Here is a 14,527-nt window from a genome sequence, read left to right as displayed (position 1 = left end):
AAAAAATGAAATCAAAATATAAATTATCGGGATTAGGGATAATTATCATTATAATAATGCTGATATTTTTAAATCCTTGCATATACAGAGCAAAGGCAGCAGACACGGTCAGATTAAAAAACGGAGCTATGGAAATCAGTTCTAAGCGGCTTTCTGCACAGATTTCTTTTGGATATAAAGGCAATACAAAATATGGAAAGCGCATGAAAGTATGTGCTGTTATAAATAATAAAAGAATATTTTTTTCAGGCAAATTCAGAATAACATATAAGACAGGAAAAAACGGTGGTCTTAAGATGATTCAGAAGTCATTCAGCGTTGAAGGAGGGGAGAGCAGGAAAGTTCAGTTTGCTATTCCGTTACTTTCAGAAAGTCAGGAATATATAGTTTCGGTGTGTGATAGTTCAGGTAAGATTTGTCTGAAAGCTAATACCGTCGTTAATGCCGATACGGACACCACGGGAATTTATGTCGGGGTGTTGTCTGATACACCGGCAAAACTCGGTTATATGGCTGATTGTCTGGGAAGTTCAGAAAAATATGGAATGTCAGACAATGGAGTTACTGGAAAAGTATTTGAGATGAATGCGAGTGATTTTGAGCAGGAAGACATTCTTGATACAGTTGATATAGTCGTTATAGATAATTATAATACAGGCAAATTCAGTAATGCTAATATAAAAGTATTAAAACGCTGGGTTGATAAAGGTGGAACGCTTGTTGTTGGAACAGGCAGCAATTATCAGAAAGAGTTTGAAAAACTTCACAGTACACTGCTTAGGGGATATATAGGCAGGACAAAACGCATAGTTACTGATTTTGGATGGAATGAAGATAACAATTCGGCGATGAAATTTAGTTTTGAAAGTTCGGTGCCCTCTCAGATAGAAATGGATATTGTGGAACTTAATCTAAAGGAGGATGATGTTCTGATTAAAGACAACGATAACAAACTTATGGTGTCCAAGAAATACGGTGAAGGAAGTATAATCGTAGCTGAATTTTCATTTAATCTGAAAAAAAGTCTTTGGAATAGTTATGGTAAGGCTGTTATGACCACAATAGAGGAAAATCTAAGTGAAGGAACAAAGAAAAAGATGCTTCTTCAAAATGAAATTGTTTCACCGGAAGAAGCAGGTTATTCATTTCTTGATGAAGCATTAAAAATAAATGAAAATGATGTTCTGCCAAATATGGTTTTATATGGGTGTATTCTTGGTGTATATATTACTATCGCGGGACCTGGGCTTTATCTGATATTTAAGAGAAAAAAAAGAAGAAGCCGTCTGTGGATTGCCGTGCCGGTTCTGGCAATTGCATTTTCAGCTATTATTTATATAGTAGGAACGAGTACGAGAATACAAAGACCGTACATAAATTATCTGTCGCAGATAGTCTTAAGTGACGGACAGATTTCAAAAACAAAGGATATGACTACCTTGTTTAGTGTGACCGGAGTTTCAAATGATTCATTCAGTGCGGATATTGCCGGAAAATGTAATGTTATACCTAAAGAAAGCGATGAATATACGGGAAAAGAAGAAATTGGAAATATAGATATAAATGACTATGATTATGGTGTTGATTATGGACAGAATAAAACAAAACTGATAATGAACAAAATGTCCTCATTTCAGAGTGCCAATTTTGTTATGAAACAGAAAGTTAAAAATTCCGGAAATATTACCATAAAAGTATCAGAGGAGGATATGCAGCTTGTCGGAAAAATGACAAATACGCTGGGATATGACTTAAACAACTGTATGATCTACTATCAGGGAAATCTTCTATATATAGGTGATATAAAAAAGGATGAAACTATAGATGTAGAAAAAATTGCAAGGTCATCAACATACAATAAGTCTGAATATGGTGACTCAGATGAAGCCATGATAGAAAGTGTCATGGGAGGAACAATGTATTCAAGCGGCGTAGCAGCAAGTCTTAAGAGAAAAATTGGTGTTGTTGAGGAATATCTTGAAGATAATTCCAATGCACAGGCATGGTTTTATGGATTTGTTCAGGAGGGACATGAAGAGACTTTTACTGATAAATTTGATTATGACAAGTATGGTGTGACAGGTGTTTGTAAAAATTTCAGCATGACCGAAAAGATTGATGGTTATGATGTTATAGATAACCTTGAAACATATGCATCTGAATATAACAGTGAATACACTAACGGTTATGATGTGTATCAGGGTGCTCCGGAACGATTTGCGGTTACATACAGATTTCCTAAAAATTTCATGCTGAAGGAGTTAGTATATTCAAAGCAGACAAGTTCAGGTGCAGAGTTCTCAACTAAAAAATTAAAGTATGCTGACTATGGATTTTATGGTGTTGTCAGCATCAAAAATAAAGAAACAAATAAATATGAAAAGCTTTTTAGCTCAGGAAAAGAAACAAAGATAATTAACATGAGTGATTATCTTGATGCAGACGGTTCGCTCACTCTTTATTATTCGGTCGAGTATATAAGTTCAAAAGAACTTGGAAATCTCTGTCTTCCGGAAGTTAAACTTGCAGGAAACTATGAAAAAGAAACAAGTGAGATTTATTTTACAAGCGGAAACGGATTGACATCAGTGATATTGAATGGTAAGTAATGAAATGAGCAAAAAATGAAACGAGGAATGTTTTATGGTAGAGGTAGAAGACTTATATAAAAAATACGGTGAGTTTACGGCAGTTGACCATCTGAATCTTACGGTTGCAGATGGGGAGGTGTTAGGCTTTGTAGGACCAAACGGTGCAGGAAAAACTACTACTATGAAAATTATGGCAGGACTTGTTCAGGCGGATGGTGGCAGTGTAAAAATATCAGGTATTGATGCATTAAAGGAAAGCCGGATGATAAAAAGAATTATAGGATATATGCCTGATTTTTTTGGAGTCTATGATAATCTTAAAGTTATGGAATATATGGAATTTTACGCTTCAATTTATGGTATAACAGGAAGTAAAGCTGAAAAACTATGTAGAAAGCTTATGGAGCTGGTAGACCTTACAGACAAATCGGAGTTTCTTGTGGATGAGCTATCGCGTGGTATGAAACAGAGACTTTGTCTTGCCAGATGTCTTGTACATGATCCGAAACTTCTAATACTTGACGAACCCGCTTCCGGACTTGACCCGCGTGCCAGACACGGGATACAGGAGATTATAAAAAGATTGAAGGAAGAAAAAAAGACAATAATAATAAGCTCGCACATATTACAGGAACTTTCAGAACTGTGTACATCTGTTGGAGTGATAGACCACGGGAAAATGGTGGTGCGAGGTACGGTTGATGAGATAATGCTTCATTTAAATGCATCAAATCCCATACAGATTCACATAAATGATGGAGTACAAAAGGCGATAAATGTATTAAAGAATGAAAGTAAGGTAAAAAATATATCAATATCTGATAAGGATATATCTATTGGATTTTTAGGTTCAGAAGATGATGAAGCGGAACTCTTAAAAAAACTGATATCAAATGATATAAAGTTATCTTCGTTTGCAAGACAATCGGGAAACATTGAGGAGATATTTATGAAAGCGACGGAAAAAAGGGAGGTGCTAGGTGATGAGGATAAGGATAAATCCGGTATATGGTAAAGAACTGAAAATGAAGGTGCGTTCAGTAAAGTTTGCACTTACCATATTTCTTTTTAATCTGATGCTTGGGATAGTTGCAATTACAGGATTTGAAGTAATGTTTAATATGCATCTTAATCCATATGTCGATTACTCAGGGGCAGCTAAAGTATTTTATATACTGGTAAGCATGGAAATTCTCACTGTTATGTTTCTTATTCCGTCATTTACAGCCGGAAGCATAGCCGGAGAGCGTGAAAAACAGACACTTGATATTTTACTTACGACAACACTTACTCCGGGTGAGATTATTATGGGAAAGCTTATGTCATCAATAAGTATGGTTTTTCTGCTTGTGGTATCAAGTCTTCCAATCATATCAATAGTTTTTACCATAGGTGGTATAGGGATGGAAGATATGCTTATGTTTATGTTAGAGATATTGATAATATCATTTTTTATCGGAAGTATGGGGATGCTCGCATCCACCGTGCTGAAAAAAACGGTTCAGGCTACAGTGTGTTCATTTGCACAGATAGTGCTTGTCTGTGGTGGAACTGTAGTTGTAGTCATAGTCGCATACATAGCAGCAAAATTGTATTATTATAATTGTATGGGTGCTGTCGGAAGTATGCCTGATGTGAGTTCGGTTTTGTTTATACTTTTGATTAACCCGGCATTTACAATTGTTCAGATGACAGCAAGGCATTGTGAGTCAGTATCTGTCATTTCAAAAGCAGCTGGTATGCTCAATGGCTCGATGCCTTCAACAATCGTTGACAATTGGTTTAAGTTAAGTATGATATCGCAGATGATAGTAACTGTTATATTGCTGAGAATGTCTGCAATTTTTTTAAAACCTGCAAGAAAAAAGAAAACATTATCTTAACATACAATAGCTAAGGTGCTATACTTAGTTAGACAACGGAGGAACAAAAATGTGATTATCGTTATTGTATAAAAGTTAATTATTGCATTAAAATGAGTGCAATGGCAGAAAAGCAGGAGGGTTAAAATGAGTGCAGAGACAGATAGTAATAAGATAGAGCATAAAGAACATTTTCACGGAAGTGACCTTGAAAAAATAGAAAAGATATATGGCATAAAAAAAGAGGATATAACAAGTTTCTCAGCAAATGTAAATCCGCTGGGGATTTCATATAAATTAAAAAAAGAACTTGCATCTCATATAGATGCCATCACATCATATCCTGACAGAGAGTACACATCTCTTAGAAAGTGTATAGCAAAGTACGCCGGGACAGACTACACAAGCGTACTTGTGGGAAATGGTTCTACGGAACTTATCTCGCTTGTTATTCAGATAAAGAAGCCGTCAAAGGCACTTATTGTAGGACCGACATATTCAGAGTATGAACATGAGGTTGCACTTGGCGGAGGCCGTTCACATTATTTCAGACTGAGGGAAAAAGATGATTTTAAATTGGATATAGAGGGACTTGAAAATGCACTTACAAGTGATATAGACCTGCTTGTGATATGCAATCCAAATAACCCTACATCTTCTCAGATAGACAGAAGTTCAATGCGGCGAATACTTGATGCCTGTAAAGAAAAAGGTATATTTGTTATGGTGGATGAAACATATGTTGAGTTTTCAGAGGATACATCAAAGATAACATCTATACCACTTACGGAATATTACAATAATATCATTATCCTGCGTGGAATATCAAAGTTCTTTGCAGCACCGGGATTAAGGCTTGGATATGCGGTATGTGGAAATCATGAACTCCTAAAGGAAATTGACAGCAGAAAAAATCCATGGACTATAAATTCACTTGCAGCAATAGCCGGAGAGATAATGTTTAAAGATACTGATTATATAAATGAGACATGGAATCTTATATCATCGGAGAGAAAAAGAATATGCGGCATACTTGAAAAATGTCACGGCTTAAAGTTTTACAAGCCGCACGCAAACTTTATCCTTATAAAAATATTGAAAGATGGTATTACATCAGAGGAATTGTTTGACACGGCGATAAGACAGGGACTTATGATAAGGGATTGCTCGACTTTTCCTTTCCTTGACAACAAATATATAAGATTTTGTTTTATGAATCCTGAAGATAATGATAAACTTGTAAAGATACTTCTTGATAAACTTTCATAAAATATTTTCTGATAAAAAATTGCCGTAATAATCAATTATCATAATAATGAAAACTCCATCGCCATATATAAATGTGATGGAGTTTTTGTCTGCAGGTATTTATGTTTTGTAAATACATTTAATAAAATAATTTTATGTGAGCAGATTGCAAATATCCCTGACTTAAATATTTTTATGCCAGAACTATAACTATTTTCAATCTTCATTTTTGCTGAATATGGTACCGACAGACTTGCCGTCAAATAGGTCATACAAAGTCTTAGGGTGCTGACCGTTCATAAGGACAACATCAATATCTGACTTATAAGCAATTTCAACGGCATTTAATTTTGTTATCATACCGCCCGTGCCAAGCTTTGTGCCGGCACCTCCGGCAAGAGCCTTTATTTCATCGGTTATCTCGTGAACAACAGGGATAAGTTTTGCGTCTTCATATGTATGGGGATCTTTATCGTAAAGACCGTCAATATCTGACATGATTATAAGAAGATCTGCTTTTGCAATATCAGCAACAATGGCGGCGAGAGAATCATTTTCGCCCACCTCAAGCTCCAGCTCGTCGATGGCAACTGTATCATTTTCGTTTATAACAGGAATGACACGGTGGCTTATAAGGCGTTCCATAGCATTTTCTACATTTTTTCTTCTATCCTCAAGCAGGACATATTTCGTAAGAAGCATCTGTGCGACTGAAATACTGTATTCGGCAAAAAGATTATCATAGAGATACATAAGTTCGCACTGACCGACGGCGGCACAAGCCTGTTTGCCGGGGGTATCCTTAGGTCGTTCTCTTAGTCCGAGTTTACCCATGCCAAGTCCGATGGCTCCGCTCGAAACAAGAATAACCTCGTGCCCTGAATTTTGAATGTCGGCAAGAGTTTTCACAAGCTGTTCAACTCTCCTTATATTTAACATACCGGTGCGGTGGGTAAGCGTAGAAGTACCCACTTTTATAACAATACGTTTTCTGTCAGATATTTTTTTCATCATAATCCTCATTTCTGTTCGCATTTATTTATATCAGTAACTCCATTATTATATCCACTTTACATCAATTATTCAAGAAGCAAGGCTGAACTGTTACAGTAAAAATAACAGTTCAGCCTTTCATTTCTTACATTCATAAACCTGCCAGCAAGCTGTCAGTCGCTGCAATGCAGCTTATGTTTATTTCATTTCAGAAATGAAAGGCTATTCTACCATAAAAAGATAATTAACAATACAATGAACAAGTTCATTGTATTGCCACTTATCTTTTTATGGCTGAACTGTTACCGGCAAAAATAATTCCGTCTTGTTAAATGTTTACATATAGAGTTGATAAGTGATATAATATAAACATTAGTGCCTGGCGTTCCAAAATGTACGGGTGACGGTAACGGGTTGAGACAGCATGGAGGTTAAAATGAACAAAAAGATAAATCAATATGCAAAAGGAAAATTTGAATATACTCAGTCAAAGATTCAGTGTGACAGGCAGATGCTACAGCTTGAAACGCAGGCAGGTGAGAATATCAGTGGAAGTTTTAAAATTTGGGTCGAAGATGCAAAAGAAGTCAGAGGCATGGTTGTTACGGATTGTCATTACATGACTTTGGAAGAAGATGTTTTTCAGGGAAAAGAGGAAGAGATAAAATATACTTTCACAGGTGAGAAATGTGTTCCGGGAGAAGTTATAAAAGGTGATTTTTACATTATATCAGATCATGGATGTATAAGGATTCCATTTAATGTATTGATTGGTGTTCCGGCGTGCAATGCATCTATAGGAAAGATAAAGGATATGTTTCATTTTGCAAATCTTGCAAGAGAAGATGAGTCAGAGGCAGCAGCTCTGTTTAAAAATAAAAACTTTGAGCAGATATTTTTATATAAAGACCCTGATAATATTGCATTATACAGAGGACTGCTTGCAGGAACAGGCAAGGGTGTGGCATTAGAAGAATTTCTTATTGCGGTTCGCAAAAAACTGCCTATCAGGTTTTCGATAGATAAATCAAATTTTATTTATGATGACTGTATAGAGTCATTTGTTGAGGAAGTAACGCTCACAAAGGACAACTGGGGTTTTTGCGAGATACATATAGAGTCAGATGCAAAATTTTTGCAGCCTGAACATAAAATAATATGGACAGATAAATTTTTCGGAGATTCTTACAAACTTAAATTTCTCGTGGATATTGATAAGATGACTGCCGGCATTAATTATGGACGAATCAGGATATGCACCGTAAGACAGACCCTTACAATAGAGGTTATGGCTCAGAAGCACGGGACAGACCATGAGATAGTGGTAAAAAGTCTTGCAAGACAGAGGGCATATTATTCTCTTGTAAAATTATATCTCGATTTTTCTATGTCAAAGATAGATAAAAAAGAGTATATATCGCAGGTACAAAAAGAAATCATACATCTGCATGGCAATGAAAAAAAACTTTATGACATACATCTTGGCATCCTTGCCGGAGACAATGGAGTTGTAAAAGGCGGTCTTGCTTATTTTAATGAGATTGAAAATAAAATATATGAAAATGATAAGATTGTTTATTGTGCATATCAGTATCTCAAGGCACTGTGGGCAGAGGAAAATGAAATAAAGGATGAATGTATCAAAAATGTAAGGGAATGTTATGAGATAGAAGATAACAGTTGGCAGGTGTTATGGTTTTTACTTTATCTTGACCCTGTATATGAATCAGACAGAAGAAAACTTGAAGATGTACTTATTTGTGTAGAGGGAGGATGCAGCAGTCCTGTTATCTATTTTGAGATGTGCAGTGCACTCAATTCTTCTGCCGGAACATTAAGGGAGCTAACACCTGGTATCATAAGATGTCTTCACTGGGGATGCGAAAATAAATTTTTATCAAAAGAACTGGCACTCAGATATATTTATCTTGCAAGCCGTTCAAAAGAATTTAACAAAGTCGTATTGCGTGACATGATAAAAACATACGAGAACTTTAGTGAGGATGAGGTACTCGCAGCAATATGCCGTATGTTAATGAGAGGACAGCTCATAAATGAAGAAGCAAATAAATGGTATGCTCTGGCAATAGAACACAACTTAAAGATTACAGAACTTTTTGAATATTATATGGATTCGATTAATGTTGAGGAGGGCATTAAGCTTACGAAACAGGTATTGTTATACTTTATGTATGATAATCATTTATCAGTTTCCAAAAAAGCACTTCTTTACTCATATATAATAAAAAATCGTGAGAACGATCCGGGGACATATGAATCATATCAGGAGATTATTGAAAATTTTGCTTTTAAGCAGATAGAGGCAGGCAGGATAAGTGAAAATCTTGCAATTTGCTATGAGCAGTTTTTAAATGAAGAAAATATTACCGATGAGATAGCGGATAAACTTCCCAATATAATGTTTGCCCATGAAGTAAGATGTGCAAACCCTGATATAGCCGGAGTGTATGTGCGTCACAGAGAATTAAAAACCGAGCAGTTCGTACCTCTTGTAAATGGCAGAGCGGTAGTGCAGATATTTACGGAAAATGCACGCATTTTTTTGGCAGATGCACTTGACAACAGATATGCCATGTCGATAGATTACACTCTAAATAAACTGCTTCATCTTGACCATATAGCAGAAAAATGTTATGAAAAAAATAAGACGAATGTACTTTTGTTACTTTATATGTATGACAAGATTGAACATTTCAGACAGGTGAACGCTGATACAGTAGATGTATTAAAGAGAGTTTATGAACTTGATATAGTAAGTGAATTTCAGAAAAGAAAAATATTTTCAGCATTGCTCAGATATTATTTTGATAATTTTGAGGGAGACCTTCTCGATGAAGCACTTGAAAGTATTGACTGGGAGGATGTAAATCCGGGAGACAGACAGCAGTATATAGAATATTGTGCGGTAAGGCATTGTTACAAAAAGGCAATGGACGGTATAATGAGTTTCGGATACGAAGACATAGACGCAAAACGCCTTTTACAAATATCATCAGATTTCTTTGCACAGCAGAAAAATGAAGATTCATTCATGATAAAGCTCGCATGGCATATATTTAAGTCTGGCAAATTTGATGAGAATGTACTTCGGTATATATGTATGTTCTACAATGGAAGTCTTGCGGGTATGGTGGGGATATGGAAAGCTGCCGTAGGGTTTAATATCGATGCAAAAAATCTTGAAGAAAGAATAATCGCACAGATGGTGTTTACTGAGGAGATAATCCCGGAAAGTTACAGCGTATTTTACAGCTTTTATGAGCATGACTCCAATAGAAAACTCACATCGGCATTTATGAAAATGCTTGCTTACAGATACCTTGTTAAAAACTTTGAACTGCCTGAAAAGCTTTTTGATTGTTTCTATCAGGAAGTGAGAAAACATGAAAATCTGCCATGTCTGATAGCTGTTTTAAAATATTTCAGCGAATGTAAAGAGCTTACAACGGACAAGATAAATTTTGCCGATTACAATTTAAACAAATTATATTCGCAGGGAAAAATTTTTCCGTTTTTTAAAGATTACTATGGAAAGTTTCCGTTACCGATACATATTCTTGATGAACATTATGTAGAATACATAGCAGATCCTAAGTACGAAGTAAAGATACATTATCTTATCACATCGGTAAAACAGGATGAGGGTGAGTATATAACGGAAGAGATGCCTGATATATTTGAGGGTATAAGGGTAAAAGATTTTGTAATGTTTCAGGATGAGATACTTAAATATTATATAACTGAAATGCGTCCTGAAGGAGAAGTTGAAACCTTAAGAAGTAGTGTTCACTTTGATGAGACAATGGACAATGAGAGAGCGGGCAGCAGATTTCACAATATAAATATGATGCTTATCGCAAAAGAGATGAATGATGATGAGACTCTTATCGAGATGATGACAGATTATGCGGCAGAGAGAGAAAATGTCAAAAAAATGTTTAAGCTGTTATAAGTTTATATGTGGACTCATGGTCTGATAAAAACATATGAAATTTATGTGTTGCACAGATTTTATGTTAGCAAGCATCGAAGCAAATTGCGAATATCCGATTTGTTTCGTATGGCGACGAAAGGGGAAAGTTTAGATGGAAGCAGGAAGAAGTCTTTTAGTGGGTATTGATTTATGTGACGATATGGCACAGATTTCATATTACGACAAAAAAATATATGAGCCTGTTCCGGTGGGCATACCTGTTGGTGATAAATATATATATGAAATTCCTTCGGCACTTCTTGTAAATCCAAATACAAATGAGTGGCTGTGGAAAACAAAAGAAAATATGCAATTAGGCGGATACACGCTTATATCCAACCTGTTAAGCAAGATAAAGAAAAGTGAAAAGTTCCAGGAGGGAAGTTACATTTTTAAGACGAAAGATGTTGTCAAAAAATTCATGGTGAAACTTTTAAGTCTGTTAAATGAACATTTTCCGAATGAAACAATATTAAAACTTGTCATTACTATTCCGGAGAGAGAAAATGTTATCGTAGATTTATTGAAAAACATTCTTGCGGAACTGGGAATAAGAAATGACAGACTTGTTATTCTGGGACATAAGCAGAGCTATATGTATTATGCAGTCAGTCAGCCAAAGGAACTTTGGGCGAATAGTGTAGGATTGTTTGAATTTGATGAGATGGGATTAAGATACACAAATCTTACTGTAGATAAGAGAACAATACCATATATTGTCGGTGCAGATGTGCATGACCTGTCAGACATTATGCCATATTCAGTGTTGCAGGAAAAAGGCGATGTTAAATATATGTTTTTGAATACGGCAAATACAATGCTGCATAAAAAAATGGTTACAACGATTTATGTGACAGGAAAAGGGTTTGATCAGAGGTGGGCAACTGATGCTTTAAAAGAACTGTGCAATGGCAGGAGAGTGTTTAGAGGACAGAATCTTTTTAATAAAGGAGCAGCGTATGCGGCAAGGATGCTCACTGACAGGGAAAAAACAAAAGAATTTATTTTTCTCGATGACGATATGCTCACAAGTGATATATCTATCCGGACATATCACAATGCAAAGATGCACGATGTTGTGCTTGCAAAGGCTGGAACATTGTGGAGCGATATAGATGAATCTATAGATATAATACCTGATAATGAAGATGAAATTCAGATTACCGACAAAAATGTACTGACAAGAGAAACGAGAGCTCATATACTTTCACTCAGCGGTTTTGCTGTCAGGGATAATAAGACGACCAGATTTACTGTAAGAATCAGATTTGCCGACCAATATACCTGTATTGTCACATTAAAGGACAACGGATTTGGAGAATTTTATCCTTCGACAAACAGGATATGGGAGCGTTACATTAAAATAAATGGAGCAGATTCAAAGAATTAGGCTGGAGGAAAATGATGGGAAAATTAATAGAATGTTGCGGAAAAATAGCAGATAAACCATATCATTTCAGGCTCACTGATACAAATGTATATTCGATAGAGGAAGTCTGCTACTATATTTACAACAATATATATATAATACGCGAGCAGATATTTGACAAAGATTTTTCAATGTGGCTTAGAAATGAACTTGGAATGACAGTAGTTGCCGACAAGATAGACAGCATGAGATTTGACAAGAGAAAATTAAAAGACATTGTTGTGACGATTTGCTGTAGTTGTGATTACTATGATGAGGAGCAGATAAATGAACTTATCGGTGTGATGGATTCTATAGAAAATCTTTCAGAATGGCAGAAATCAAAGATAAAAGCAGATAATTATTCAAGATTTGGTCTTTATGAAAAGGCTGTTGAGGAGTATGCGGCAATCTTGGAAAAAGATGATATGCTCGGTGCCAATGATGAGGATTATGGAAAAATATATCACAATATGGGAACTGCTTTTTGCGGACTAGGTGCATTTATAAAAGCATCTGATAGTTTTGAACACGCATATGAAAAAAATAAGAGTACAGAGTCTTTATATTCTTACTTTTATACGCTTAAACTTACCGGAGACAAAAAGCTGTTTGATAAGGCGGTAAAAAAACTGGATGTGGAAGTTTCGGTTTTAAATAAAATAATGGAACAATTTGCAGAAATAAATGATGAGACGAGAAATTCAAAGAATGTCCGTCGTATCATGAAATTAAAAGAAACAATGAAAGCGGGATACCTTGAAGAATATTATCATAAGGTAGATGGCTATATAAAACAGTGGAAAGAAGAATATAGAAATGAGATAGGTGCGGACGGCAGCAGATAGCAGCTGCTATAACTATCGTATGTTAATGACCGGATAGTAATATTCGGAGTTAGTTAGAAAGGGCAAAAGATATATATGTTTTTTTTTAGCAGGAGAAAAAAGAAAAAAGACCATGATAATATAGAAGATGTAGTGGAAAAAGGGACAGATGAAGAAAATTTAAAAGGCGAAATATCCGGAAATAGTGAAAAAGATGAAACTTATGAAAAAAAAGATGACGGTATCAGAAAACAGATGGAACAGGAAATGCTCACGCAGGATAAGCCTGTAACAACCGGAAAAACAGATGCAATAAGGTTTGTGCGAAATAACTGTGAAGCCATAGCCGAAAATGAAAGACAGATAGCTGAAGCAAAAAAAGAATATGAAAAAGTAACATCATATCTGACGGATATTCAGCGTATCGACATGGCAAGGGAAGATGAGTATCGTGAAATAAAAGATATATGTAAAAGTATTCTCACACTTACGCAGGAGAGAAGTAAATACAAAAACAGAAATCTTACGATAAGCGATGCACAGATGCGTAAATTTGAGCCGTTTGAAGATGAGCTTGTCGATGAGATAAAGAAAATGTATAATGCACAGGCATATCAGGATGCGATAGAGGGAGATATTAAAAATCTGAAAAAAGAAAAAGACTCGCTTTATTCGCAGAGAAAGGAAATCATAGCAAAGCAAAATGCACTTAAAGGTATGACAAAGGTACTTGCGGTACTTATAATCTCACTTATAGTTCTTCTTATAGTGATATATTATGCCACAAAAACTGATATGACACTGCCTTATCTTGGTGTTGTTGCACTTGCCGGAGTTTCAGCGGCGATGCTCGTATTTGAGTCATCAAAAAACAGGCGTGACATAATACTTGTTGAAAGAAAGATAAACAAGGCTATAACGCTTTTAAACAAGGTGAAAATAAAATATATCAATAACATCAATGTGCTCGACTACAATTGCAATAAGTTCGGTGTGAAAAATGCAAAGGATTTCGAGGAAAAGTGGAATGAATATTGCAAAATGCGTGAGTATGAGAAAAAATTCCGTGAAAATACGGAAATGCTCAATGCAAACAATGAAAATCTCGTTATCATGTTAAAAGAACTTGGGGTTAAAGATGCTGATATATGGATAAGCAGATGTGAGGCGATAGTCGACAGCAGGGAAATGGTAGAGATACGCCATGAACTTAATCAAAGGAGACAGATGCTCAGGGAACGCATAGAAAATAATGAGAAACTCAAAGAGGGAATAATAAGCCAGCTTGATGAAATGATAAATGCACATCCGGAGATAAAGGGAGAGCTGCTCGGAATAATAAAAGAGTACAGTAATGTGTAACTGCTGTAACAGTTCAGGCATAAAAAGGTAATTGGCAATACAATGAGCTTGTTCATTGTATTGTTAAGTACCTTTTTATGGTAGAATAGCCTTTCATTTCGGAAATGAAATAAACATAAGCTGCAAAGCAGCGACTGGCAGGTTTATGAATGTAGAATGTAAGAAATGCAAGGCTGAACTGTTAAAAAAAAGTAAAAAGGTCAATTGTAAAAGTTAATTCCGCTTTGTAAGACTTACTTCCA

General features: G+C 35.6%; 9 protein-coding genes. 8 read left to right on the top strand and 1 reads right to left on the bottom strand.

All coding sequences use genetic code 11. The annotated features are described in order from the left end of the window. Positions 1 to 5 precede the first annotated feature (5 nt). The 4 genes from DWZ63_RS05470 to DWZ63_RS05455 all read left to right on the top strand — a co-directional run bounded on the left by DWZ63_RS05470 (position 6) and on the right by DWZ63_RS05455 (position 5,722). A complete protein-coding gene (locus tag DWZ63_RS05470) occupies positions 6 to 2,609 on the top strand; it encodes a hypothetical protein (protein ID WP_118499039.1) in 2,604 nt (867 codons plus the stop codon). A gap of 34 nt (positions 2,610 to 2,643) precedes the next feature. After that, positions 2,644 to 3,606, top strand: a complete 963-nt coding sequence (locus tag DWZ63_RS05465) for an ABC transporter ATP-binding protein (protein ID WP_118499037.1) — start codon at positions 2,644 to 2,646, stop codon at positions 3,604 to 3,606. Next, positions 3,575 to 4,474 (top strand): ABC transporter permease subunit, encoded by a 900-nt coding sequence (locus tag DWZ63_RS05460; RefSeq protein WP_118499035.1) that lies wholly within the window; start codon positions 3,575 to 3,577, stop codon positions 4,472 to 4,474. Before DWZ63_RS05465 ends, DWZ63_RS05460 begins: the two co-directional genes overlap by 32 nt. Before the next feature lie 126 nt (positions 4,475 to 4,600). Beyond that, positions 4,601 to 5,722: a histidinol-phosphate transaminase gene (locus DWZ63_RS05455; RefSeq protein ID WP_022014899.1), complete on the top strand. Its 1,122-nt coding sequence runs from the start codon at positions 4,601 to 4,603 to the stop codon at positions 5,720 to 5,722. Between the two features lie 195 nt (positions 5,723 to 5,917). On the opposite strand, the gene proB is transcribed toward DWZ63_RS05455, so the two are convergent. After that, positions 5,918 to 6,712 (bottom strand): glutamate 5-kinase, encoded by a 795-nt coding sequence (gene proB, locus DWZ63_RS05450; protein ID WP_118499033.1) that lies wholly within the window; start codon positions 6,710 to 6,712, stop codon positions 5,918 to 5,920. A gap of 418 nt (positions 6,713 to 7,130) precedes the next feature. Between proB and DWZ63_RS05445 the strand changes: the two genes are divergently transcribed. From DWZ63_RS05445 to DWZ63_RS05430, 4 genes are all read left to right on the top strand, one after another. Continuing rightward, a complete protein-coding gene (locus DWZ63_RS05445; protein ID WP_118499031.1) occupies positions 7,131 to 10,667 on the top strand; it encodes a DUF5717 family protein in 3,537 nt (1,178 codons plus the stop codon). Between the two features lie 133 nt (positions 10,668 to 10,800). Next, positions 10,801 to 12,078 carry a DUF5716 family protein gene (locus DWZ63_RS05440; protein WP_118499029.1) on the top strand — a complete coding sequence of 426 codons (1,278 nt, stop codon included), beginning with the start codon at positions 10,801 to 10,803 and terminating at the stop codon, positions 12,076 to 12,078. A 14-nt stretch (positions 12,079 to 12,092) separates the two neighbouring features. Next, positions 12,093 to 12,944 (top strand): tetratricopeptide repeat protein, encoded by an 852-nt coding sequence (locus DWZ63_RS05435; protein WP_055944678.1) that lies wholly within the window; start codon positions 12,093 to 12,095, stop codon positions 12,942 to 12,944. Positions 12,945 to 13,019: 75 nt separating this feature from the next. Further along, positions 13,020 to 14,285, top strand: a complete 1,266-nt coding sequence (locus tag DWZ63_RS05430) for a hypothetical protein (RefSeq protein ID WP_055944676.1) — start codon at positions 13,020 to 13,022, stop codon at positions 14,283 to 14,285. Positions 14,286 to 14,527 lie beyond the last annotated feature (242 nt).

Source organism: Clostridium sp. AF34-13 (assembly GCF_003477845.1).
In the GTDB taxonomy this organism is placed as follows: domain Bacteria; phylum Bacillota; class Clostridia; order Lachnospirales; family Lachnospiraceae; genus Butyribacter; species Butyribacter intestini.
This window is presented reverse-complemented; position numbering and strand designations above follow the sequence as displayed.

Bases quoted from the DNA above. Each gene is read 5' to 3' on its own strand.
- DWZ63_RS05470 (WP_118499039.1), top strand. From the start codon at position 6: ATGAAATCAAAATATAAATTATCGGGATTAGGGATAATTATCATTATA.
- DWZ63_RS05465 (WP_118499037.1), top strand. From the start codon at position 2,644: ATGGTAGAGGTAGAAGACTTATATAAAAAATACGGTGAGTTTACGGCA.
- DWZ63_RS05460 (WP_118499035.1), top strand. From the start codon at position 3,575: ATGAGGATAAGGATAAATCCGGTATATGGTAAAGAACTGAAAATGAAG.
- DWZ63_RS05455 (WP_022014899.1), top strand. From the start codon at position 4,601: ATGAGTGCAGAGACAGATAGTAATAAGATAGAGCATAAAGAACATTTT.
- proB (WP_118499033.1), bottom strand. From the start codon at position 6,712: ATGAAAAAAATATCTGACAGAAAACGTATTGTTATAAAAGTGGGTACT.
- DWZ63_RS05445 (WP_118499031.1), top strand. From the start codon at position 7,131: ATGAACAAAAAGATAAATCAATATGCAAAAGGAAAATTTGAATATACT.
- DWZ63_RS05440 (WP_118499029.1), top strand. From the start codon at position 10,801: ATGGAAGCAGGAAGAAGTCTTTTAGTGGGTATTGATTTATGTGACGAT.
- DWZ63_RS05435 (WP_055944678.1), top strand. From the start codon at position 12,093: ATGGGAAAATTAATAGAATGTTGCGGAAAAATAGCAGATAAACCATAT.
- DWZ63_RS05430 (WP_055944676.1), top strand. From the start codon at position 13,020: ATGTTTTTTTTTAGCAGGAGAAAAAAGAAAAAAGACCATGATAATATA.